Source organism: Saccharopolyspora erythraea NRRL 2338 (assembly GCF_000062885.1).
Lineage (GTDB): Bacteria > Actinomycetota > Actinomycetes > Mycobacteriales > Pseudonocardiaceae > Saccharopolyspora_D > Saccharopolyspora_D erythraea.
The window spans coordinates 501779-524225 of sequence record NC_009142.1; the positions used below are offsets into that span (position 1 = coordinate 501779).

General features: G+C 71.7%; 18 protein-coding genes and 1 tRNA gene. 3 read left to right on the forward strand and 16 right to left on the reverse strand.

Annotated elements, in window-relative coordinates:
• Positions 1–97 precede the first annotated feature (97 nt).
• Positions 98–1378 (forward strand): alginate O-acetyltransferase AlgX-related protein, encoded by a 1281-nt coding sequence (locus SACE_RS02215; RefSeq protein ID WP_009947431.1) that lies wholly within the window; start codon positions 98–100, stop codon positions 1376–1378.
• Here SACE_RS02215 and SACE_RS02220 read toward each other — a convergent pair whose 3' ends face one another.
• The 4 genes from SACE_RS02220 to SACE_RS02235 all read right to left on the reverse strand — a co-directional run bounded on the left by SACE_RS02220 (position 1379) and on the right by SACE_RS02235 (position 5572).
• On the reverse strand, positions 1379–2236 hold the full coding sequence (locus SACE_RS02220; RefSeq protein WP_031334312.1) for a metal ABC transporter permease: 858 nt from the start codon (positions 2234–2236) through the stop codon (positions 1379–1381).
• Positions 2237–2253: 17 nt separating this feature from the next.
• Positions 2254–3123 carry a metal ABC transporter ATP-binding protein gene (locus SACE_RS02225; RefSeq protein WP_009947429.1) on the reverse strand — a complete coding sequence of 290 codons (870 nt, stop codon included), beginning with the start codon at positions 3121–3123 and terminating at the stop codon, positions 2254–2256.
• A 28-nt stretch (positions 3124–3151) separates the two neighbouring features.
• Positions 3152–4309, reverse strand: coding sequence for a metal ABC transporter solute-binding protein, Zn/Mn family (locus SACE_RS02230; RefSeq protein WP_011873060.1), 1158 nt, complete (start codon positions 4307–4309; stop codon positions 3152–3154).
• 177 nt (positions 4310–4486) lie between these two features.
• Entirely contained in the window at positions 4487–5572 is a 1086-nt protein-coding gene (locus tag SACE_RS02235) for an ABC transporter ATP-binding protein (protein ID WP_009947427.1), read from the reverse strand.
• 186 nt (positions 5573–5758) lie between these two features.
• On the opposite strand from SACE_RS02235, the gene SACE_RS02240 reads away from it, so the two are divergent.
• A complete protein-coding gene (locus SACE_RS02240; protein WP_011873061.1) occupies positions 5759–6859 on the forward strand; it encodes a LacI family DNA-binding transcriptional regulator in 1101 nt (366 codons plus the stop codon).
• 84 nt (positions 6860–6943) lie between these two features.
• Here SACE_RS02240 and SACE_RS02245 read toward each other — a convergent pair whose 3' ends face one another.
• The 8 genes from SACE_RS02245 to SACE_RS02280 all read right to left on the reverse strand — a co-directional run bounded on the left by SACE_RS02245 (position 6944) and on the right by SACE_RS02280 (position 17267).
• Complete coding sequence (locus tag SACE_RS02245; protein WP_009947424.1) at positions 6944–8536, reverse strand: polyamine aminopropyltransferase; 1593 nt, start codon at positions 8534–8536, stop codon at positions 6944–6946.
• Between the two features lie 96 nt (positions 8537–8632).
• Positions 8633–9058: a DUF350 domain-containing protein gene (locus tag SACE_RS02250; protein ID WP_009947423.1), complete on the reverse strand. Its 426-nt coding sequence runs from the start codon at positions 9056–9058 to the stop codon at positions 8633–8635.
• Between the two features lie 46 nt (positions 9059–9104).
• Positions 9105–10106, reverse strand: a complete 1002-nt coding sequence (locus SACE_RS02255; protein ID WP_009947422.1) for a hypothetical protein — start codon at positions 10104–10106, stop codon at positions 9105–9107.
• Entirely contained in the window at positions 10103–10540 is a 438-nt protein-coding gene (locus SACE_RS02260) for a DUF4247 domain-containing protein (protein ID WP_009947421.1), read from the reverse strand. The genes SACE_RS02255 and SACE_RS02260 overlap by 4 nt, the downstream gene beginning before the upstream one ends.
• A complete protein-coding gene (locus tag SACE_RS02265; RefSeq protein ID WP_011873062.1) occupies positions 10537–11166 on the reverse strand; it encodes a DUF4178 domain-containing protein in 630 nt (209 codons plus the stop codon). Before SACE_RS02265 ends, SACE_RS02260 begins: the two co-directional genes overlap by 4 nt.
• Positions 11167–11345: 179 nt before the next feature.
• Positions 11346–13898, reverse strand: a complete 2553-nt coding sequence (otsB, locus tag SACE_RS02270) for a trehalose-phosphatase (RefSeq protein WP_009947417.1) — start codon at positions 13896–13898, stop codon at positions 11346–11348.
• 151 nt (positions 13899–14049) lie between these two features.
• Positions 14050–15489, reverse strand: a complete 1440-nt coding sequence (locus SACE_RS02275) for an alpha,alpha-trehalose-phosphate synthase (UDP-forming) (protein ID WP_009947416.1) — start codon at positions 15487–15489, stop codon at positions 14050–14052.
• Between the two features lie 326 nt (positions 15490–15815).
• Entirely contained in the window at positions 15816–17267 is a 1452-nt protein-coding gene (locus SACE_RS02280) for a threonine/serine exporter family protein (protein ID WP_009947415.1), read from the reverse strand.
• 314 nt (positions 17268–17581) lie between these two features.
• Between SACE_RS02280 and SACE_RS02285 the strand changes: the two genes are divergently transcribed.
• Positions 17582–17654: transfer RNA gene (locus SACE_RS02285), tRNA-Thr, on the forward strand.
• 67 nt (positions 17655–17721) lie between these two features.
• Here SACE_RS02285 and SACE_RS02290 read toward each other — a convergent pair.
• The 4 genes from SACE_RS02290 to SACE_RS02305 form a co-directional block, all read right to left on the reverse strand.
• Positions 17722–19068 (reverse strand): tyrosine-type recombinase/integrase, encoded by a 1347-nt coding sequence (locus SACE_RS02290; RefSeq protein WP_009947414.1) that lies wholly within the window; start codon positions 19066–19068, stop codon positions 17722–17724.
• Positions 19069–19466: 398 nt separating this feature from the next.
• Positions 19467–19745 carry a hypothetical protein gene (locus SACE_RS02295; protein ID WP_009947412.1) on the reverse strand — a complete coding sequence of 93 codons (279 nt, stop codon included), beginning with the start codon at positions 19743–19745 and terminating at the stop codon, positions 19467–19469.
• Positions 19746–20352: 607 nt separating this feature from the next.
• Positions 20353–20583, reverse strand: a complete 231-nt coding sequence (locus tag SACE_RS02300; RefSeq protein WP_011873066.1) for a helix-turn-helix domain-containing protein — start codon at positions 20581–20583, stop codon at positions 20353–20355.
• Between the two features lie 282 nt (positions 20584–20865).
• Entirely contained in the window at positions 20866–22332 is a 1467-nt protein-coding gene (locus tag SACE_RS02305) for a DUF3987 domain-containing protein (RefSeq protein ID WP_011873067.1), read from the reverse strand.
• Positions 22333–22447 lie beyond the last annotated feature (115 nt).

A 22447-nucleotide genomic window follows, 5' to 3' on the forward strand; every position in this document is an offset into this window, starting at 1 on the left:
GCCGCACGCGGACCGGGGCGTCGCCGTGTTCGCGGGCCCGGTGTGAATTGGGCTGGTTTCGCCGCTGGGCGCCGATCAGGCCCGCTAACGTGAAACCGTGCCGGTGAACCACCCGACGGAGCTGCCCGCGGTCCACGAAGCGTGGTTGCCGCGCGAGCACCCGCTGCACCGGCCGCGCCACGGCCGCCGCCAGCTCACGGCGCTGGTGTGCGCGGTGCTCTTCTTCTCCGCGCCGGTGCTCTCCTGGCTGTTCGGCGCCCGCGCCGAGCCGCTGGAGAACCGGCCGCTGGCCGCCTTCCCCAGCATCACCGACGGCTGGGGCATGCTCACCGGGCTCAACCCGTGGGCGACCGAGAACCTGCCGTTCCGCAAGAACGCCGTCCAGTCGGTCGACGCGCTCAGCCGCGGCGTGTTCGGCGAGCCCGCGCGGCTGGAGGGCAGCTCGCACACCTCGCCGGTCGGCACCGGGCAGGTCGACGCCAAGCCGACGCTGGACGAGACCGTCTTCCCCAACGTCATCGAGGGCAAGCACGGCTGGCTCTACCTCGGCCACGACGTGTCCTACCGATGCGTGCCGAAGATGGAGCTGGACCGGGTGATCGCGGGGCTGAAGCGTTGGCGCTCGGTCGTCGAGGCGTCCGGGCGCAGGTTCCAGCTCGTCATCGCCCCGGACAAGTCCACCGTGTACCCCGAGAACATGCCGGACTCCTATCCCGGGCAGGACTGCTCGGCGAAGGCGCAGGCGGAGTTCTGGCGCCGGGTGCCCGCGGCCACCGGCGCCATCGACATGCGCGGTCAGCTGCGCCAGGTCGCCGAGCGCAACGGGCGCCCGATCTACCACGACATCGACACGCACTGGACGCACGAGGGCGGCGTCGCGATGACCTACCAGCTCGCCGAGCGCCTCCGGCCGGGCACGACCGCGACCTGGAAGGTGCTGCCCAGCCGCCAGTACGACCACAGCGCCGACATCCCCGACCTGCTCGGCCAGGACCGGACCGTGCCGATCCAGGCGTACTCGCTGGCACCCGACGGCGGCGCCGACAACACCCGGTTCCAGGCGAGCAACTTCCACCAGCCGCTGCACCTGTCCTCGCCGCCGAAGCCGGGGATGGTCGACCGGCCGATGCGCATGGTCGGCGACTCGTTCACCCAGTTCGCCAGCCCCTACCTCGCGGCGGCCTTCACCGACGTCACCATCGCCCATCCCGACAGCGTCGCGGAGAACCCGCAGGCCATGGGCACGCTGCTGGCCGACGGCGAGATCGTCACCTTTGAGCTGTCCGAGCGGTTCGTGGTCGGCGGCCGCTACCCGATGCTCGACCCGGCGGTCGCCGACCAGGTCGGAGCGGTGCTCGCCCAGCACCCCGTCCGCTGATCAGGCGGGCACGGGGGTGCGGGTGAGGCGGCGCAGCCGCAGGTTGCCGACCACGCGGCACACCAGGTAGATCACGAACGAGATGATCGTGACGAACGCGCTGACCGGGGCACCGGGCGCCAGCGACAGCACGATGCCGCCGAGCACGGCGACCTCGGCGAACACGACCGCCAGCAGCGTCGCCTTGACCGGGCTCGCGGTCACCCTGGCCGCCGCCGCGCCCGGCGTCACCATGAGCGCGAGCACCAGCAGCGCACCCACGGTGTAGACGCCGAGGGCGGTCGCGACACCGACCAGCACGGCGAACAGCGGGGTGAGCACCCGCGCCGGGACACCGCGCGCAGCCGCCACGTCGGGGTCGACGCTTGCGAACAGCAGCGGCCGGTAGACGAAGGCGAGCACCAGCAGCACCGCGGCGGCGCAGCTGGTCAGCAGCACGACGTCGGAGGAGTCCACACCCACGATCTGGCCGACCAGCAGGCTGAACTTGTTCGAGGTGCGCTCCGGGTTCATCCACAGCAGCAGCACGCCGAGACCGAGCCCGAACGACAGGATCGCGCCGATCACCGAGTCGCGCTCGGTCCCGCGCTGCCCGAGCAGGCCCAGCAGCAGCGCTGCCACCACCGCGCCGGCCAGCGCGCCGACGCCGACACCGACACCGATCAGCAGCGCCGCCGCGGCACCGGTGAACGCCAGCTCGGCGGTGCCGTGCACGGCGAACGACATCTTGCGCGCCACGACCAGCGGCGCCAGAACCCCCGAGACCAGGCCGAGGGCGGCGGCGGCCAGCAGCGCCTGCTGCACGAACGGGTAGCCGAGCAGGCTCGACGTGGTCTCGAAGTCGAACAGCTTGCCCATCGCGTCGATCAGAGTGTTCACGCCTGTTCCGCCTCGTGCACGTGGCAGCCTTCCTCGTCGACGCCGCTGACGACCAGCCTGCCGCCGACCCTGGCCACCTCGATCCTGGTTCCGTAGAGCTCGGAGAGCGTCTCGGAGTTCATGACCTCGTCCGGGGTGCCGATCCGGAAACGCCCGCCGACCAGGTAGAGGACCCGGTCGACCAGCGGCAGCACCGGGTTCAGCTCGTGGGTGACGAACAGGACCGCCGCCCCGGCGTCCCTGGCCTGCTGGGAGATGAGCCTGCTGACCTTGCGCTGGTGGGCGATGTCGAGCGAGAGCAGCGGCTCGTCGCACAGCAGCACCGCCGGGTCGCTCACCAGGGCCTGCGCCACCCGCAGCCGCTGCTGCTCCCCGCCGGAGAGCAGGCCGAGCGGCATCTTGGCGTAGGCGGTGGCGTCGACCGCGCGCAGCGCGTCGTCGACCCGCCGCCTACGCTCGCGGCGCTGCCGGATGCCCATGCCCCAGTGGTGGCCGTCGAGCCCGAAGCCCACCAGGTCCCGGCCGCGGACCGTGAGGGTCGCGTCCACCGCCCGCTGCTGCGGGATGTAGCCGATCCTGGCGCTGCCCCGGTGCGCGGGCGCTCCGGCGACCTTCACGGAGCCGGAGCTCAGCGGCTGGAGGCCGAGCAGGACCCGCAGCAGGCTCGTCTTGCCGGAGCCGTTGGGGCCCAGCACCGCCAGGAACTCGCCCGGCTCGACGTCGAGGTCCAGGCCGTCCCAGAGCACGCGCGTGCCGTAGGAGAGCTGCGCACCGCGCAACTGGACGGCGGGGGCGCGGCTCGGTGCGCGGTCGGCCACCGCGGTGCTGTCGTGGCCGGAGTGCCCGGCTTCGGGTTTGGCGGTCATGTCGCAGCCATCTCGGGAGTTCGCGCGGTCAGGGTTTGCGGTTCAGGGCGGCGTCCAGCGCGGAGATCTGGGCGTCCATCCACTGCACGTAGGTCTGGCCCTCGGGCAGCACCTCGGTCATCTCCACGACCGGGATCCGATTCTCCTCCGCGGCCTTGCGGACCGACTCGGTGACCGGCGACTCGGTCTGCGGGTTGTAGACCAGGGCGCCCGCCTGGCCGCTGCGGACCGCGTTCTGGACCTCGGCGACGGCGGCCGCGGACGGGTCGGACTCGGCCGCGATGGCGTTGACGAAGGCGGGCGGGGTGATGTCGGTGAGCTTGGCGTCCTCGATGAGGTAGTGCGCGACGGGCTCGGTGACGATCACCTTCTTGCCCTGGTGCGCCGCGGCGATCTGCTCGACGCGGCCCTCCAGGCCGTGGACGTCCTGGGCGAAGCGGGCGGCGGAGCCGGTGAACGCCTGGGCGTTGGCCGGCTGGAGCTTGCCAAGCTCCTGGGCGATGCGGTCGGCGACCCCGTGCACGAGGTGCAGGTCGTACCAGACGTGCTCGTTGCCCGAGTGGTCGTGGCCGTGCTCGTGGGCCTCGCCGGGCGCCGCGTGGCCGTGGTCGTCGGCGGGTGCCGGTGCGGGCTGGTCGTGGCCGTGCTCGTGCTCGTCGGCCGGTGCGGGTGCCGCGTGGCCGTGCTCGTCGGCCGGAGCGGGCTGCTCGCCGGGCGCGCCGTGGTCGTGCTCGTCGGCAGGGGGCGCCGGCTCACCGGGAGCCGGCGGCTGCTCGCCCTCGCCGGGTTCCCCGTGCGGTGCCTCCGGCACCGACACCGCCTCGACGGTGGGCTTGGGCTGGCCGGCGAGGATCTGCTCGACGAACTCGTCGTAGCCGCCGCCGTTGAGGATCACCAGGTCGGCATCGGTGACCTTGGCGGCGTCCTGCGGGGTGCTCTCGTGCGAGTGCGGGTCGGCGTTGGGGTCGCTGATCAGCGGCTCGACCTCGACGTGGTCGCCGCCGACCGCCTGCGCGACGCTGGCCCACACGCTCGTCGACGCGACCACCTTGACCTTGCCGTCGGCGGCCGAAGATCCCTGCTGGCCCGCGCCGCAGCCGGTCATCGCCAGCGCTGCCGCGGTGACGCCCACCAGAGCGGTGCACGTGCGGGGGAGGCGTCTGGTCTTGGGGCGGCTGGGGGTCATCGGCTGCTCCTCCAAGGCGGCGTCGCGTCCCGGTGAGGCTCGAAACGCTAACGGAAACCGTTGTCATGTGCAGCCTACGCGCAGCGACACGCGTGATTCCACCGACCGGGTGGTGTTGTGGGAAAGACGACGCCCCCGTCGCAGCGCAACAGGGGCGTTCGGCGGAACTCGATCGAGTCAGGCGGCGAGTCGGGCGCCCGTCTCGGGGTGGAAGAGGTGGACCTCGCCGGCGTCGCGCAGCGCGACCCGGACCCGCTGGCCGAGCGCGGGCGGGGTGCGGCCGTCGGTGCGCACGACGAAGCGCTCCGCGCTGCCGCCGACGTCGATCGTGCCGTGCACCAGCGCGTCCGCGCCGAGTTCCTCGACCAGCTCGACGGTCATGTCCAGGCCGTCCTCGGACGACGAGGTCAGCTCCAGCGCCTCGGGGCGCACACCGAAGGTCACCTCGTCCAGGCCGTCGGTCGCACCGCGCGGGACCGGGATGGTGTGCCCGTCCAGAACGGCTCCCCCGCCGCTGAGCGGCACCGTCTTGAGGTTCATCGCGGGCGAGCCGATGAAGCCGGCGACGAAGGCGTTGGCCGGGTTCTCGTACAGCTCGCGCGGCGAGGCGCACTGCTGGAGCAGGCCGTCCTTGAGCACGGCCACGCGGTGGCCCATGGTCATGGCCTCGACCTGGTCGTGGGTGACGTAGATGGTCGTGGTGCCCAGCCGCTTCTGCAGCGCGGCGATGTTGGCGCGGGTCTCCACCCGCAGCTTGGCGTCGAGGTTGGACAGCGGCTCGTCCATCAGGAACACGCTGGGCTCGCGCACGATCGCCCGGCCCATCGCGACCCGCTGGCGCTGCCCGCCCGACAGCGCCTTGGGCTTGCGGTCGAGGTATTTCTCGAGGTCGAGCATCTTGGCGGCCTCGGTGACCTTCTCGCGGATCTGCTGCTTGGGGGTCTTGCGCAGCTTGAGCGCGAAGCCCATGTTCTCGGCCACCGTCATGTGCGGGTACAGCGCGTAGGACTGGAACACCATGGCGATGTCGCGCGCCTTCGGCGGGGTGTGGGTGACGTCGTTGCCGCCGATGGTGATCGCGCCCTCGTCGACGTCCTCCAGCCCGGCCAGCATCCGCAACGCGGTCGACTTGCCCGAACCGGACGGCCCTACCAGGACCAGGAACTCGCCGTCGGCGACGTCGAGGCCGAGCTCGTCGACTGCTCGGACCGGCGGGCTACCGGGGTACACCCGCGACGCGTTGACGTATGCAACCTCAGCCATGTGTGACGCACCTTTCACAACGCAGGTCCGGTCAAAGTAGCTTCGAAATCGGTAAAGGTCAGCCCCCGTGCGGAAAGAACCCCGGAGAGTGACGTTGACGTTTCTCTGCGTACATGGGATGTGACCTTCGTGGAATATGCGTGATCGGTGCTTCTCCAGGCAGTACTGAACCGTTACGGTTCCTCCATGGCGCGGTCAACGAATGCCCGGCGGCCTGCGACGCTCGCTTCGCTCGCGGCGGAGCTGGGTGTCTCCAGGACTACGGTGTCGAATGCGTACAACCGTCCCGACCAGCTCTCCCCGGAGCTGCGCAAGCGGGTGCTCGACACTGCCCGGAGGCTGGGCTACCCGGGCCCGGACCCGGTCGCGCGGTCGCTGCGGACCCGCAAGGCGGGCGCGGTCGGGCTGCTGCTGACCGAGAACCTCTCCTACGCCTTCCGCGACCCGGGCGCCATCAGCTTCCTCGAGGGTCTGTCACTCGCGTGTGAGGACGCAGGCCACGGGCTGCTGCTGATCCCGGCGAGCCCGGAACGCGAGGACGTCGCCTCCGTGCACCGCGCGGGCGTGGACGGCTTCGTCGTGTACTCGGTGCCCGAGGACGACCCGCACCTGGCCGCGGTGCTGGAGCGCCCGGTGCCGGTGGTGGTCTGCGACCAGCCTCGGCTCGACAACCTGGACTGGGTCGGACCCGACGACGCCCGTGCCATCAAGAGCATGGCCGACCACCTGATCAAGCTCGGCCACCGCCGCATCGGCGTCTCCTGCATGCGCCTGGCCCGGGGCCGCAACGACGGCCTGGCCTCGGTGCAGCGGCAGGCCAACGCCAGCTTCCACGTGCAGAAGTCCCGGCTCACCGCGCTCGCCGAGAGCTTCAGCGAGGCGGGCGTGGACTGGACGAAGGTCCCCGTCGTGGAGCGCTTCGACCACACCGCGGCCTCCGGTGCCTCGGCGGCCCGGCAGCTGCTGGACCTCGACCCGGACATCACCGCGATCGTGTGCACCTCCGACATCCTCGCGCTCGGTGCGCTCAACGAGGCCAGGAGCCGAGGGCTGCGGGTGCCCGAGGACCTCACCGTCACCGGTTTCGACGGCATCGCCGACGCCGAGCGCGCGGGCCTGACCACCGTGCGCCAGCCGGTGCTGGAGAAGGGCCGGGCCGCCGGACGGCTGCTGCTGGAGACCAGCGAACCGGGCAGGCCGCGGGAGGTGGTGCTGGAGACCCAGCTCATCACCGGCACGACGGCCGCGCCGCCGCGTTCGCGCGAGGAGCGCTGGTTCGGCCCGTAAGGCGCCGCGGCTCAGCGCTGCGAGCCGGGTCCCACACCGCGAGCGGCTGACGCCGCTCGAGAAACAGGCCCCGGTCAGCGCTGATCAGTAGTTCGTCCACTCGCCTTGGGCGTAGCTGAGGATCGTCGGGTGCATCAGCGTCGACGGTTCCATGCCTGGGATGCGCCTGCGGTCGGGCGGGAACTCCGCGGCCGCCCGCAGCGTCCCGGCGTCCAGCGACCGCAGCGGCGGGGCGCCCGCGGGTAGCTCCAGCGGCGGCGCGGCGCCGGCTGTGCCGAGGTGGAAGCCCCACTCGCCGAAGCTCGGCACCGACACCTCGTAGGGAACCGTCGAGATCCCCGCCGCGCGCGTGGTCGCCTCGATGCACCAGAACGCCTGCGGCGCGAAGTACGGCGACCCGGCCTGCACGTTGACCCGTGCCCCGTCGGCCATGGCGTGCCTGACCAGCGCGTAGAACTCCGTGGAGTACAGCTTCGCGGTGGCCGTCGAGTCCGGGTCGGGCATGTCGACCAGCACGACGTCGTAGCGCTCGCGGTTGTCGCGCAGCCACGCGAAGGCGTCGGCGGACACGGTGCGAACGCGCGGATCGTCGAACGCGTGCCGGTTGAGCCCGGCGACCCGCGGGTCCTCGCGCGCCAGGTCCAGCACCGCCGGGTCCATCTCGACCAGCGTGACCTGCTGGACGTCGGGGTAGCGCAGCACCTCGCGCAGCGCCAGCCCGTCACCGCCGCCGAGGACCAGCACCCGCGAGCGCGGCCCCGCCATCGCCGGGTGCACCAGCGCCTCGTGGTAGCGGTACTCGTCGACCGAGCTGAACTGGAGGTCGCCGTTGAGGAAGAGCCGGGTGTCGCCGCGGCCGGACAGCGAGACCCGCTCGGTCAGCACGACGTCCTGGTAGTCCGTGCGCTCGGCGTGCACGACGGGGTCGGCGTACAGCGCCTGCCGGGCGGTGACCTCGAAGTCGTCGGCGAAGACGTAGGCGACCAGCAGCACACCCCCGACCAGCGCCGACGCCGCGACCAGCACCAACCGCACGCGCTTGGACAGCTCCCGGCGGAACACCGTCAGCACCAGGCCGAGCCCGGCCGCGGCGTTGAGCATCCCGACCAGCAGCGCGCCCTGGATCTGGCCGAACAGCGGCAGCAGCAGGAACGGGAAGGCCAGGCCGCCGACCAGCCCGCCGACGTAGTCGGCGGCGAACAGGTCGGCCACCGCCGAACCCGCGTCCTGCTTGCGGATCCGCTGGAGCAGCACCATCAGCAGCGGGATCTCCGCGCCGATCAGCGCGCCGAGGACCAGCGCCGTCACGATCAGCGCGGGCAGGTACAGGCCCACCCAGGCGAACGCCGCGTAGAGCAGCAGCACGCTCAGCCCGCCCAGCAGCGCCAGGACCAGCTCCACCAGCGCGAACGCCGCCGCCGCCCAGCGCTGGAGCGGCTTGGCGGCCAGCGCGCCGACGCCCATGGCGAAGACCATGAGCGACAGCACGATGGAGGCTTGCCCGATCGTGTCGCCGATCAGGTAGCTGCCGAGCGCGACCAGCGCCAGCTCGTAGACGAGCCCGCACGCCGCGCAGACGAACACCGCCACCAGCACGGCGGTGCGGGCGAGGCGTCCGCGCGGGCGAGGGGCCGCGGCGGGTTCGGTCTCGTCGCGGGGTTCAGTGCTGACGGACATGGCGAGCAGTCTTCACATCCGGGGCGCCGGGCCGGGAGCCGGGCGCGGAACGCCTGCGGAGACCGGGCTCGGCCCAGGTGCGGGGACCGGGCGTCCTCACCAGATCGCGGCGGCGATCAGCACGCTGATCACGACGTGCGCGACCGCCGACACCCAGGTTCCCGGGTGCATGTTCGGCGACGCCAGCTCGTCGCCCAGCTTGCCCGGCGTCAGGGCGTCGATGAGCAGGAACGACAGGCTCATCAGCACCAGGCCGAGCAGGCCGTAGGCCAGCGTCCCGACCAGGCCCGCGATCAGGTCGTCGGCGCTGGCGGCGATCGCGGTGGTCAGGATGACCCCGACGCCGGTCAGGCCGGAGACCAGCAGCAGCGCGGCGTTGGGGTTGCGCTGGACCCAGATCAGGTCGCGCAGCCTGCCCGGCGTGGCCAGGTCCACCAGGACGTAGCCGAGCGCCATCATCAGCACGCCGATCACGCCGTAGGCGACCGCCGCGAGCAGGCCGGAGAGCAGTTCCTGGAGCAAGGTGTCGGGCCCTTCTCGTGTCGTCAGCTTGGGATGGGCGGAGGGGTCAGTGGCGCGGACCGCCGGGCGGTGGCGCCTGCGGCGGCCACGGCGGCTGCTGCGGACCGCCGTGCGGGGGCGGTGCGCCGTGCGGGGGCGGTGCCTGCGGTCGGGGGCCTGGCTGCTGAGGTGGGAATCCCTGCGCCGGCGGTTGCTGCTGCGGCTGCTGCCCGCCCGGGTGCGGTCCGGCGTGCTGCTGCGGGAAGCCTTGTGCCGGCGGATGCGGGCCTGGTCCACCGGGCGGCGGGCCCTGTTCGCCCTTCTTCCGCCCACTGGCACGCACACCCACGAGCACGCACACCAGCGCCACGAGGCCGAGCCCTCCGATCCACAGCCATATCGACCACGCGCCGTCGGAGCTTCGCGCGGCGGGCAGCGGTTTCGCCGGCCGCGCGCCGGGTTCGCCGTCGGCGACCGGTGGCGCGCGCAGCTCCCCGCGTTCGGCCAGCAGCAGCGGCAGCACCAGCGCCGCGTGTCCGGTCGTGGCCACCGGGTTCTCCACCAGCGCCTCGGCGTCGACGCCGACGAGCGGGTACTCCGACGTCCCGGGCAGCGCGCCGCGGTCGAAGTCCGGCGACGCCGCCACCTCCACGCCGGCCGCGCCCAGGTCTCCGGCGGGGTTCGCCACGAACGTCCGCACCTCCGCCCACCGGGGGCAGGTGTCGGCCGGGACGCCCGGTCCGCGGCTGGAACCCTGGTCGAACCGGCCGTCGCGGCCGTCGGTCAGCTTCCAGCCGAAGCAGACGCCGTGCTGCTTCTCCGCGACGGCCAGCTGCTGCGCGAGCTGCTGCGAGTCGGCCGGGGTGAACCGCCGGATCGGCGGGCCGGAATAGCTGGTGCTCTGGCTGTAGGTGGTTGTGTCCTCGTCGGTGAACGCGGGGGAGTCGTCGTCCCCGGCCCACGAGCTGATCGCGCCGATCGCGAGCAGCAGTGCCAGCGCTGCCAGCAGGATCCAGGTCCCGGCCTTGGTCTTCTTCTTCCCGGCGCTCTGGTTCGGGCCCGCGCTCATTTGCCCGCCCCGGGACCGCGTCCGCGGAACGACTCGCCGTGGGTACCGATCCAGCCCCACGTCCCGCCGACGTGGCTGTGGTAGCGGTGGTAGGCGTGGTCGACGTCCATCACGTGGATCACCGAACCGCGGTCGCGCGGCTGGACGATCACCGCGTCGTCCTTGTAGCGCAGGTAGATGCCGGAGGTGTCGGCGGCCTGCGCGACCGGCTGCCAGCGGCTGGTGATTTCCCGCGAGACCACGCTCGGGGTCAGCGGGCTGGTGTAGGCGCGGTTGTCGTCGTCACCGCGGAGGTCGAGGTGCGCCGCGCGCTGGTAGTGGTTGGCCACGTAGCCGCGCGGGCCGGTGCCCGTGGAGAAGATCATCACCAGCGCGATGACCAGGGCGAGCACCGCGCAGATCCCGCCGAGCAGGAACCATAACCGGGGTTTCATCGACCGCCTTCCTGACCGGTTCCGCCAGCGGTGGGGTAGATCAGCACGTCGTAGCGGCTCAGCTGCTCGCCGGTGCTGGCCTCCCAGCCGGCGTCGCCGTAGCGCTCGAAGCTCAGCAGCGAGCCGTCGGACGCCTCGTAGTCGTGGTATCCGACGGTGCCCTGCTCGTCCAGCCCGGTGGTGGCCTCGCTGCGGAAGCTCGCCGACCCGGACTCGTCGGAGCGGTAGGTGCGCCCGCCGAACTCGATCGTGCTCGCGCCCGGCTCACCCGCGTCGGCGGCGGGCAGCCACTGGGCGAGGACCAGGTCGGGGTCCTCCTCGACGGACAGCCAGACCTGGCCGCCCTTGGCGTCGTCGAGCAGGTGCTCCGACCACTTCCAGCCGCCCTCGGACAGCCGCAGGCTGCCGCGGACGGTATAGGAGTGGCCGCGGATCTCGACGATGTCGCCGGCCTTCAGCGCCCGCGGGTCACCGCGCAGCGAGTCCTCGTCGCCGGTGTGGAACGGGTCCCGCGGGGCGGCCGCCCGCTGGTCGCCACCGCCTCGGCGCGTGTAGACGAGGTAGACGACGGCGGCCACCGCCATGATCGCCAGGATCACGACGACGATCGCCAGCACAACCTTCATCCCGCCCCGCCCTTCCCGTGTCGAGCCGATCTGCGCAGAGGGTATTAGCCCATCTCGACGCATCGGGCGGAGTTCGGCAAATCGTGACCCTTGTCCTGTTCCGGGTCCCGAAGCCCCATCCGGAAAGCAGAGCGTCTCCTGGCCCCGGGGGGACCAGGAGACGCGATGCGATCAGGCCGTCAGGCGGACAGCAGCTGGGCGCAGCGGATCAGGCCGAGGTGGGAGTACGCCTGCGGGTGGTTGCCGAGCGAGCGCTCGGCGATCGGGTCGTACTCCTCGGCCAGCAGGCCGGTCGGGCCCGCCGTGTCGACGATCTGCTGGAACAGCTCCTCCGCCTCGGTGCGCTTGCCGATGAGCAGGTACGCCTCGATCAGCCAGGCGGCGCAGAGGTGGAAGCCGCCCTCGTCGCCGGGCAGGCCGTCGTCGCGCCGGTAGCGGTAGACGGTCGACCCGCTGCGCAGCTCCGCCTCGATCGCGGTGACGGTGGCGGTGAAGCGCTCGTCGGACGGGTCGATCAGCCCGGACAGCCCCACGTGCAGCGAGGCCGCGTCGAGGTCGGAGCCCTCGTAGGCGGTGGTGAACGCCTGGACGTCGGGGTGCCAGCCGTTCTTGATGACGTCCTGGGCGATCTGCTCGCGCAGCGGCTCCCAGGACGGCTCCGGGGCGCGCTCGTAGGTCTTGGCGAGCTTGAGCGCGCGGTCCAGCGTGACCCAGCACATGACCTTGGAGTACACGTGGTGGCGCGGGACGTCGCGCTCTTCCCAGATGCCGTGGTCGGGCTCGAACCAGCGGTGCGAGACGGCCTCGGCCATCGCCTTGACCAGGTCCCAGTCGGCGTCGCGGATGCGGCCGGTGGCCTCGGCCAGGTGCGCCACCAGCTCCACCACCGGCCCGAACACGTCGAGCTGCACCTGCTGGTCGGCGAGGTTGCCGACGCGGACCGGGCGGGACCCGGCGTAGCCGGGCAGGCTGTCGATGACGGCCTCCGGGCCGAGGCCGGTGCCGGCCAGCGTGTAGAGCGGGTGCAGCCGCTCGGGACCGGGGAGGGTCTCCAGCACCCGGTGCAGCCAGTCCAGGAAGGCCTCGGCCTCCTTGGTGGAGCCGACGGTGACCAGCGCCTGGGCGGTCATCGCGCCGTCGCGCAGCCAGCAGTAGCGGTAGTCCCAGTTGCGCACGCCGCCGATCTCCTCCGGCAGCGACGTGGTGGCCGCGGCCATGATCCCGCCGGTGTCGGAGTTGCAGAGCCCGCGCAGGGTCAGCGCGGAGCGCTGCACCAGGTCGCGCTCCAGCTCGGGCAGCCGCAGCTTGCCCGCCCATTCCGCCCAGTAGGCGTCGGCGGCGGCCCTGCGCTGGGACTCGCTCATCGGCGAGGGCGCGAGGTCCTCGGTGCCGCAGCGCAGCTCCAGCACGACCGGACGGGTGTCGGTGGGCTCGACGACCGCGTGCGCCGACTCGTGCATGCCGTCGGAGGTGATCTCCCACTGCACGCCCGGCGAGTGCAGCACCATCGGCTCGGCGGTGCCCTGCACCCGCAGGCCGCCCGCCTCGGCGGTCAGCCGCACCGGGACCTGGCCGAACTCCGGGCGCGGCGCGAACTCGATCGCGGCCTGGGTGCTGCCGCTGATGACCCGGATCAGGTCGGTGCGGTGGCTGTCCACGCCGTGTTCGAGGTAGTCGGTCACCAGCAGCCGCGACCAGCGGGTCTCCACGGTCATGGTGCCCGGCACGTAGCGCTGGCCCAGCGGCAGCGGGTTGCGCGGGGCGCCGTTGCCGGTGCTCGGCCGGATCGAGAAGTGCCCGGCGCCGGGCCCGCCGAGCAGGTCGGCGAACACCGCGGCCGAGTCCGGCCCGGGGTGGCACATCCAGGTCAGCCGCGCGTCCGGGGTCAGCAGCGCGACGGTGCGCTCGTTGGACAGCATGGTCAGCCGCTCGATCGGCGGGGCCTGCTCGCCGTAGAGCCAGGTGCGCCGCTCCTCCATCAGGAATGCCAGCACCGTGGCGACCTCGGTGGTGTCCTCGACCCGGTAGTCGGCCAGGCTCTCGCCGGGACCGACCTTCAGGCCGACGTCGGGACCGTGCAGCCGGGCGAAGGCCTTCTCGTCGGTCACGTCGTCGCCGATGAAGATCGCGGCGGTGGCGCCGACCTGGTGGCGCAGCGTGTCGAGCGCGTTGCCCTTGTCGGTCTGCACCACGGCCAGCTCGATGACCTCCTTGCCCTCGGTCACCTCCACCCCGTCCCAGGTGGCCGGTCCGCTGCGGACGGCGTCGAGGACGATCTGGGCGGTGTCGGGCTCGGCTCGGCGCACGTGCACGGCCACGCTGGCCGGCTTGTTCTCCAGGCTCACGCCGCCGTGACCGCTGACGGTCTCCTGGAGCGCACGTTGCAGGTCGGTGCGCAGCTGGGTCGCCTCGGGGGCCAGCTCGTGCACGAAACCCACGTCGAACTCGGAGCCGTGGCTGCCGACCAGGTGCACCTCGGCGGGCAGCCTGGAGAGAGTGGCCAGGTCGCGCAGGGCGCGCCCGGAGATCACCGCCGTGGTGGTCGCGGGCAGCGCCGCGAGCGAGCGCAGCGCGTGCACGGACTCGGGCAGCGGTTTGGCCATGTTCGGGTCCGCCACGATGGGGGCGAGGGTGCCGTCGTAGTCGCAGGCGACCAGAAGTCGAGGTGTCCGCGCGAGCTGCACGATCACACGGCGCAACTCGGCAGGCAGGGCTTCGGCGGTCAACGCCATACTCCTCAATGACGTGGTCGGGACATTCGGGATCGATCCGGCTCACGCGCCTAGTCGGGTCCGCGGTGGACGGTTGCCGCTGACGCCGTCCGGTGGTCGACGGTGTCGCTAGCCGCGTTTCCCGCTGTGTGGGATAGACGGCGTTGCTTGCCTACTCCGCGTGGGGTGTGCCCAGTGCTTCGAGGAACGATCGCGCCCAGCGATCGACGTCGTGCGTGAGCACTTGCCTACGCAATGCGCGCATCCTACGTCTCCCTTCGGCCTCGTCGATGTCGAGGGCGGCGAGTAGGGCGTCCTTAACACCGTCCAGATTATGCGGGTTGACCAGGAAGGCACTGGTGAGCTCGGCCGCGGCGCCGGCGAACTCGCTGAGCACGAGCGCGCCGCCGAGATCGTGGCGGCACGCCACGTATTCCTTGCACACCAGGTTCATCCCGTCCCGGACCGGTGTGACGACCATGACGTCGGCGGCGCAGTAGAACGCCACCAGGTCCTTACGGTCCACGGAAGTGTGCAGGTAGTGCACCGCCGGATGGCCGACCCGGCCGAACTCGCCGTTGATGCGGCCGACCTCGCGCTCGATGTCCTCGCGCATCTGCTTGTAGTGCTCGACGCGTTCGCGGCTCGGGGTGGCGATCTGGATCATCGCCACGTCCTCGGCCTTGATGTGGCCGTCGGCGAGCAGCTCGTGCATCGCGTGCAGGCGCACGTCGATGCCCTTGGTGTAGTCGAGGCGGTCGACGCCGAGCATGATGCGGCGCGGCTCGCCGAGCTCGCGGCGGATCTCCCTGGCCCGCTGCTGGACCTCCTTGCTGCGGGCCAGCCGGTCCAGCTCGGCGGAGGCGATCGAGATCGGGAACGCCCCGACCCGCACGGTCCGGTCGCCGACCTGCACCACGCCCGGCCGCGAGCGGACCCCGACCTGGCCGCGGCTGGGCTCGAAGCCGGCGAGCCTGCGGGCCAGCCACAGGAAGTTCTGCGCGCCGCCGGGGCGGTGGAAGCCGACCAGGTCGGCGCCCAGCAGCCCGCGCACGATCTCGGTCCGCCACGGCAGCTGCATGAACAGCTCGACCGGCGGGAACGGGATGTGCAGGAAGAACCCGATCCGCAGGTCCGGGCGCAGCTCCCGCAGCATCGCGGGCACCAGCTGGAGCTGGTAGTCCTGCACCCACACCGTCGCGCCCTCGGCGCTGACGCGCGCGGCGGCCTCGGCGAAGCGCCGGTTGACCCGCTGGTAGGCGTCCCACCATGAGCGGTCGAAGACCGGCGGCACGACCACGTCGTGGTACAGCGGCCACAACGTGGCGTTGGAGAAGCCCTCGTAGTAGTCGCGGAACTCCGCGGAGCTCAGCGGCACCGGGTGCAGGTGCATGTCCTCGTCGGTGAACGGCTCGACCTCGGTGTCGGCCACGCCCGGCCAGCCGACCCAGGCGCCGCGCCTGGCCCGCAGGAACGGCTCCAGCGCGGTGACCAGACCACCCGGGCTGTGCTTCCAGCGCTCGGTCCCGTCCTCCAGCCGCTCCAGGTCCACCGGCAGTCGGTTGGCGACGACGACGAAGTCCGCTCTCTGGGGCGTGCTGCCCTTGCTCACCGGTGTTTCCTCCTCAGTGGTGCCGGGCGGCGCCCGGTCGAGAGGTCTGCGTTGTCTCGGATGCTGGGATACCGGCCTGGGGCGCCCCTCGCCGTCGCGTGTGCCGGCCCGCCCGGAGGTCCGCCCGCGGTGCGCCGCCCGGCTCTGCCGGGGCGGCCGCATGACCGGGAGAACGCCTGGCCGTCGCCCGGCGAGAAGGGTCCGTGCCGAAGACCCGACCCTAGCCAATTCCACGCGGGCGCGCGTGGTTCGTGTGGTTCGACACGGTGGCGCAACCCCGGTAGTGGGCCGCGGTGTCCCGGCGCTCCGTGCGAGGGGCCGCCGGCTCACTCCAGGCGGCGGCGCGTGGGCCGCAGCGGCCCGGACATCCGCGGCCCGGCGAAGCGCCGCTCCAGGCGGCCCAGCCGGGTGCGCACCGGCTGCGCGAGGTACTCGCCCAGCACCACGCCCGAGCCGAGCGCCAGCCCGATCGCGACCGCCAGCATCAGCGTCGACACCCCGGTCGGGCTGCCCAGCACCGACAGCTCGTACAGGCCCCGGTAGGTCGCCAGGCCCGGCAGCAGCGGCGCCACGCCCGACACCGCGATGACCAGCGCCGGGATGCGCAGCCGGCGCGCGATGATGCCGCCGATGAAACCGACGATCGTGGTCGCCACCGCCCCGGCGAGCACGGTGTGCACGTCGGCGAGGGTGAGCACGGCGTGCACGAACGCCGCGACCGCGCCGCCGACCCCGGCCACCACCAGCGGCCGCGGCGGCGCGTAGCTGGCGAGGGCGAAGCAGGCGGAGGTCGAGGCGCCCGCCGCGAGCTGGACCAGCGGCAACAGCACGGGGGAGGTCACCTGCGCGCGGCCGAAGTTCTGCAGCATCGCCTCGTCGAAGTTCGCGCCGCCCAGCGCGTCGGAGCCGAAGATCCGCAGCCCCGCGTACAGGGCGACGACCACGCCCGCGATCAGCCCTGCCGACATCAGCGCGAGCTCGGTGATCCGTCCCGCGGCGGTCACGTTGTATCCGGTGATGGCGTCCTGCATCGAACCGACGACGGTCATCCCGGACAGCAGAACGATGATCGACGCGGCGACCGCGAGAGCGGGGTTGGGCAGCAGTCCGGTGGCGAAGCAGCCCATCGCGATGGTGGTCGCGACCGCGCCGCCGACCGCTTGCTGGAAGAAGAACGGCAGCGCGCGCCGGTTCAGCACCCGGCCGACGCGGTCGATCAGCGCCGCGGTCGCGGCCGCGATCAGCGGCAGCCTCCAGTCGGCGCCGCCGCCGAGCAGGACCGCCAGCGAGGCGGCCATGCCCGCCCACGCCAGCGTCGCCACCCACCGCGGGAACGGGTGCGGCGCGGTGCTGATGCGGTTGAGCTCGGCGTAGGCGTCGGCGGCGCTGAGCTCGTTGGCGGTGATCCGGCGGACCAGGGCCTCGGTCTCGGAGAGCCGGGTGTAGTCGAGCGAGCGGTTGCGGACCACGCGCAGCGAGGTGATCGGCAGCGACTCGGTACCGCGGTAGCACGAGACGGTGATCGACGTGTAGATCACGTCGACCTCGCAGTGGGGCAGACCGTAGGCGTTGGCGACCGCGATGATCGTCGCGGTCACGTCCGAGGCGCCCGCGCCGCTGGACATCTGGATCTCGCCGATGCGCAGGCCCAGGTCCAGGACCAGGTGTACGGCTGACTCGTCGGGCAGTGCCGGCCCGTAGACGACGTTGCGATTCCCGGCGCTGACGGCCGGTTCGCGCCGCCGCAGCACACCACGGGCGCGCTGCGTGATTCCCACTGCTGTGTTCCCCTCCCGAGTAGCACCGCCGCGCGGGCGGTCGGATCTTCCCCTCGGCCATCGGCCGCCGGCGGCGGACCGTTGCACCGATCTTCTGTGGAGTCCATCACGAAGCCGGGTCACTCCGACACCGCCGGTCCGGCGCCGGTCCAGCCTCGCCCATGGCGCGTCCCGGCCGCATCTCCTGCGGCGTCCGCGGCGCGTCTCCGGTCGCGTCTTCCGCAGGGTCGGCGCGCCGGGCGGCGGGCCGGGTCCGGGCGCCTTCCTCGTGCCGGCGGTGGACGCTTACGATGTTCGCGCGCGACGTAGCGCACGCCGCTGTAGCTCAGTTGGTAGAGCGCCCGCCTTGTAAGCGGACGGTCAGGGGTTCGAGTCCCCTCAGCGGCTCCGAAACTACCAGCGGAAACGCCGTCGACAGGTCCCTGACCAGGCGCTTTTCGTCTCACTTTCCGTCTCAGTTGACGTCCCAGAAGTACCCGTTGAGCTGATCGGCGATCTCTCGTCGCAGTTCCTCGGTGACGTGCATGTAGCGCTCCTTCATCCGGATCGAGGACCAGCCCATGTGATCCTGGACGGCCCGGTCTGGAACGCGGAGCAGCATGAGGACCGTCGCCGCAGTGTGGCGCGCGTCGTGCAGCCGAGCATCCCGAACACCTGCCTCCCCCAAGATGTCCTTCCACTCACCCCAGTCGCGCCGCGGATCGATCGGCCGGCCGTTGGGCTGGGTGAAGACCCAGCCCCCCTCCTGCCACTCGCTACCGGCGTGCTTGCGCTCCCGCTGCTGCGCCTGCTCGTGGCGCATCAGCAGATCGAAGACCTCATCTGGCAGAACGAAGCTCCGGCGACCAGCCTTCGACTTCACGTCGACCTCGACGAGCCCACCACCGTGCCGCTGCGGGCAACTGCTCGCGTGCCTGGTGCAGTTCGGCGGGCACGGACGGTGGTGGCCCTTCTCGTCGCGAATGCAGCTCTTGCGGTTGCGATGCTGGGTGCAGTTGTCCGGGCACGCCACCCGATGAAGTCGTGCTCCGCAGGCGTGCGGGTCGTCGCATCCGTGTTGCCAAGCCTGCCGCTGCAATGCCTGCCGTACGCGGTAAAGCCGGTTCCCGCGGTCGAGGCGGTCCCACTTGAACCCCAGGGCTTCGCCTTGGCGACAACCGAGAGCCAAGGCGACGACGTATCGCACGCCGTTGCGCCGCTTGAGCGCGGCCGTGATGATGCTCTTGGCTTCCTGCGGCGTGAACGGCTCCACTTCCTTTTCCTCGACGCGCGGCGCTTTCACGAAGGCGATGGGGTTCCCGGTGATGCGCTGCCGCCGGAAGTATTCGTTGAATGCCGTTTTGGCAGTCCGGTGCACCTGATGTGCGGTCCCTGCACTGGCGCCGGCGGCCTGCATCCTGGCGTAGAACCGCTCGAAGTGCTCCGGCTCGATGCGGTCCATCCGGTGCGCGCCGATACCGGGGATCAGGTGCTTGTAGACCGCCGTTCGGTAGCCCTGAAGCGTCTTGTACCGAACGGAGTGCACCGCGATGTTCTCGACCCAGTGAGTCAGCCACTTCTCGACTGTCCACGCGCGACCAGGCTTCCGCGCGTTGCCGCTATCCCGGTCACGTTCGAGCTTGCGGACCTTATCGATGACCTCGGTCTCGGTCTTGGCTTGGACGTGGCGACGGTCGGGCTTGCCGTCGTCGCGGACGCCCATCGTGACGCGCCCGTGCCAGTAGCCGTCCGTCTCGCTGTAGTAGATGCTGCTGGCGCCGTTGGGGGCTCGGGTGCCTTCTGGGCGGCGTTTGCGGGGCATGGATGGTTCCTCTCGGTGGTCGGTTTCGTGGCTGGTTGTGGGCGCGCGGGGTCGCCGCGCGAGAGCGCGGTGGGGGGTTAGATCCGGAGTTAGATCGGCGGAGGCGAGTTAGATATCTAACTCGGGGGTTAGATCGTTCTGCTGCTGGGCTGACCTGCGGAAAGTTAGGCAAGTTAGCCGAGTTACGGGGTTAGCGCCCAGGTTGGGAGCAGCCTGGGAGGCTCCCAACTCGGGGTGAGCGAGGGTGCCAGGTGGCTAACTCGTCTAACTCGTCTAGCGCTTCGCCCGGGTCGCCGAGCGGGCCGCGTTCGGTGGCGTGGTGGGACGCTGGCCCCTGTCCCGCTAGGCGCTAGCTCGCTGGTCGGTGCCGGTCCGGGCCGCTAGCGCTCCCGCTAGGTCTAGCGGGTGTGGGCGCTAGGTCTAGCGGTGCGGAGCCGGGGTGTGGGTACGGCGGTGCCGGCGCGGTCGAGGGCGAGCATGAGGCCGCGGAGTGCGGCCAGTGCGGCGAAGCCACCGAGGGCGAGGGTGCGCACCATCCCGAGGGTCACCGCGAGCGCAGCGATGAGGATCACGGGCAGCACCGCCCGCCACAGCAGGACGGCTACCGCGGCGGCGGTGAGCAGGGCGAGGGCGGCGAGCACGGCCAGCACGCGGCCGGTGATGTCCAGCGGGGTCATCGTGGGTCTCCCGGGTGTGGTTGTGGGCGGTCGGTTCGAACGGGGTGGGTGGACGGTGCGGACTGCCCGGCACCGCCGCGCAGAGGTGTTTCCGGGCGGGGTGTTCACCCGGTCCACCTGTCCACCTGGGCGGGGTTGGGCCTGGTGGCGGGTGGTGGAGTGAGTGGGTGGGCGCGTGGGTGGGAATCCACCCGGAATCGCGGCCTCCACCCCTGATCCACCGGGCATCCACTTGCCCACTTGTGGGGCGTTCTCGCAGGCCGTGCCCAGTGGGCCGGGCCAGTGGATGGCCAGTGGATATCCACTGGCCCCTGCCGGGCTCACTGGCCCGTTCACTGGCCTCGCGCGGCCCGGCGGTACGGGGTGAGGGGGTAGCCGTCCCAGCCGTCCCAAGCGTCCCAGTGCTGGTCAGGCTGGGACGGCTTGCAGGCGTGGGACGGCTCGTGCCGTCCCAGCAGTGCGCGCCGCTGGGGTCGGTGGGACGGCTCGTGCCGTCCCAGGGCGTGTTGCCGTCCCGCGCTGACCTGCGGTGGGACGGCTGGGACGGCTGGGACGGCACCCCCTCCCACCCCGATATTGGGCCGACTGGGCGACGTGACGGCGGTGGTCATGCCGCGCCCCGGGCCAGGCGGTCGATGTAGGCGGTGAGCGCTTCGACGGGGACGCGGCGGGCGTGGCCGATGCGTACCGAGTCGACGTCGCCGGACTTGATGAGCTTGAACATCGTGGTGCGGCCGACCGACAACCGGCGGGCGGCCTGCTCGACGGTCAGCAGCAGCCGCGTTGCGTCCCCGGACTCCCGGGGCCGGGGGAGGGAAGCGGGGGCCGGTGTCGACAACCCCGGATTCCGGGGGTGTCGGGCGGTGTGCGCGGGGCGTTCCCTCGTTCCCTGTTGTGGGGTTTGCGCAGGTCGAGCCGAGGGAGTGGCGGAGGGAACGGGGTAGGGAGAATTCCCTGCCTCCCCGGCGGTTCCCTGCCGGGTTCCCTGTGCCGTGACGGCGGTCGGGCGGTGGGCGGTGTGCATGGCGGCTCCTGTGGGGACGAAGTTGACGAAATTACGAACTTTGGCGCTGACCTGGGGTTTCGTGGGGAGCAAAGTTCGTAGCTACGAACTTTGCTTTCAGGGTTTGCCCTGGTCAGGGGCATTGTTCGTAAGTTCGTGGTGTTCGTAGGCAATGAAGATCTCGGTGGCGCGGCCTCCCTTCCGGCCCTCCGGGCGGCGCTGGGTCTTGGCGATGGTGTGGTCGGCGATGAGCTGGTCCAGCAGCGCTTCGATGCGGGTCTTCCTGGCGTTGCCCTGGAAGAAGCCTGCGGTGATCTCGGTGCGGGTGCGTCCCTGTGGCCCGGCCTCGCGGATGTAGGCGGCGAGCTGGGCCAGCGCCGGGTCGGCTTGGCGGAACACCGCGCGGGCGGAGTCGACGGCGTAGCGGATGAACGCCGCCGCGGCGACCAGGTGCGCGGGCTGGATGGTGGGGGTGCCGTCGAGGGCGGCGTGGATGCCGGCCACCCGGAGGCAGTTGGGTGCGGCGCGGGAGAGGAACTGCTCGATCGGTCCATCTTCGGTGCTGAAGCCGCCGAACTCGACGTAGAGCCGCCGCCACAGGTAGGCGGCCTCGTCGCTGAAGCCGAGCTGTCCGAGCGTGGCGCCCTGGTCCAGGCGTGCCCGCAGGTCGACCGCCAGGCGCTCGATCAGCGCCGGATCGGCCCCCGTGCCTGCCGGGAGGAACTGGGTCTGGGCGACGAAGACCGGGAGAAACCGGTTGTAGGTGCCTCCGGCCATGTCGGAGTGGCTGACCTTGGCGTGGAACTCGCCGGGGGTGATGTGGGTCAGGATGCCGACGTGGGCGTCGCGCACGATGCGGGCGGTGACGCCGAGGGTGGACAGGTTGCCGCCCTCCCACGCCGCGCGCAGCGTCGCCGAGAGGGTGTTGCCCTCGCGGCGCATCCGCGCCATCACCGAGGCCCACTCCGGTTCGAAGGCCAGCAGTCGCCGATCCCCGGAAGGCAGCAGTGCGCGGGGGCGCGGCTTGCCTTTGCCGGGCTCGGTCCCGTCCCCCTCGTCTTCGTCGGCGAACGCCTGGGTCAGGCCCTCGCCGGAGGTCAGGCCGCTGTGGATGTTGGAGGCCACGAACCCGGAATCGGCGGCCGTCAGGAGGCGTTTGGCGGCCGACCAGCCCGCGCCCTTGCGGCCGATGCCGGTCCGGCCGATGACCATCGGCCACACCAGCAGCGGGTGCCGGTCGTCGCCGACCCGAATGTGTGGGCGTCCACCGAGGTGGACCCCGGTTCCGGCCAGCAGGGAGGCCAGGATGTTGGTGGGGTCGGCCTCGCTGGTCGGCTGCACCTGGCGGACCAGGTCGCCGAGGAAGGTCTCGAACATCGCCTCATCGCGGGCGGGGAGTTCGGCGCGGGCGCTGGCGATCTGAGCGAGCGCTTGGCGTTCGGTTTCCGGGTCCGGCGGCAACATCGGTCCCGTCCCTGTGCCGGGAGCCTCCGGGCTCGCTGTGGGCTGGTCGGAGTCGGAGACCAGGCGCAGCCGCCGAGGCTGTTCCGCTGGGGTGGCTGCGGGGTGTTCGGGCTTGCTCATGGGCTACCGCTCCGATGGGTCGTGAGTGCTGTTCAGAGGGGTTGGGAACCCGGGTCCGCACCCGGGTTCACGGCTTCTGCGCCGCCTTCTCCGGCGGGTTCTCGCTGCCGTTCTC

What these genes read in the sequence shown, in the direction of transcription:
- SACE_RS02290 (WP_009947414.1), bottom strand. Translation starts at nt 19,068, where the DNA reads ATGCCCCGCAAACGCCGCCCAGAAGGCACCCGAGCCCCCAACGGCGCC.
- SACE_RS02255 (WP_009947422.1), bottom strand. Translation starts at nt 10,106, where the DNA reads ATGAGCGCGGGCCCGAACCAGAGCGCCGGGAAGAAGAAGACCAAGGCC.
- otsB (WP_009947417.1), bottom strand. Translation starts at nt 13,898, where the DNA reads ATGGCGTTGACCGCCGAAGCCCTGCCTGCCGAGTTGCGCCGTGTGATC.
- SACE_RS02245 (WP_009947424.1), bottom strand. Translation starts at nt 8,536, where the DNA reads ATGTCCGTCAGCACTGAACCCCGCGACGAGACCGAACCCGCCGCGGCC.
- SACE_RS02295 (WP_009947412.1), bottom strand. Translation starts at nt 19,745, where the DNA reads ATGACCCCGCTGGACATCACCGGCCGCGTGCTGGCCGTGCTCGCCGCC.
- SACE_RS02305 (WP_011873067.1), bottom strand. Translation starts at nt 22,332, where the DNA reads ATGAGCAAGCCCGAACACCCCGCAGCCACCCCAGCGGAACAGCCTCGG.
- SACE_RS02240 (WP_011873061.1), top strand. Translation starts at nt 5,759, where the DNA reads ATGGCGCGGTCAACGAATGCCCGGCGGCCTGCGACGCTCGCTTCGCTC.
- SACE_RS02230 (WP_011873060.1), bottom strand. Translation starts at nt 4,309, where the DNA reads ATGACCCCCAGCCGCCCCAAGACCAGACGCCTCCCCCGCACGTGCACC.
- SACE_RS02260 (WP_009947421.1), bottom strand. Translation starts at nt 10,540, where the DNA reads ATGAAACCCCGGTTATGGTTCCTGCTCGGCGGGATCTGCGCGGTGCTC.
- SACE_RS02265 (WP_011873062.1), bottom strand. Translation starts at nt 11,166, where the DNA reads ATGAAGGTTGTGCTGGCGATCGTCGTCGTGATCCTGGCGATCATGGCG.
- SACE_RS02220 (WP_031334312.1), bottom strand. Translation starts at nt 2,236, where the DNA reads ATGGGCAAGCTGTTCGACTTCGAGACCACGTCGAGCCTGCTCGGCTAC.
- SACE_RS02225 (WP_009947429.1), bottom strand. Translation starts at nt 3,123, where the DNA reads ATGACCGCCAAACCCGAAGCCGGGCACTCCGGCCACGACAGCACCGCG.
- SACE_RS02235 (WP_009947427.1), bottom strand. Translation starts at nt 5,572, where the DNA reads ATGGCTGAGGTTGCATACGTCAACGCGTCGCGGGTGTACCCCGGTAGC.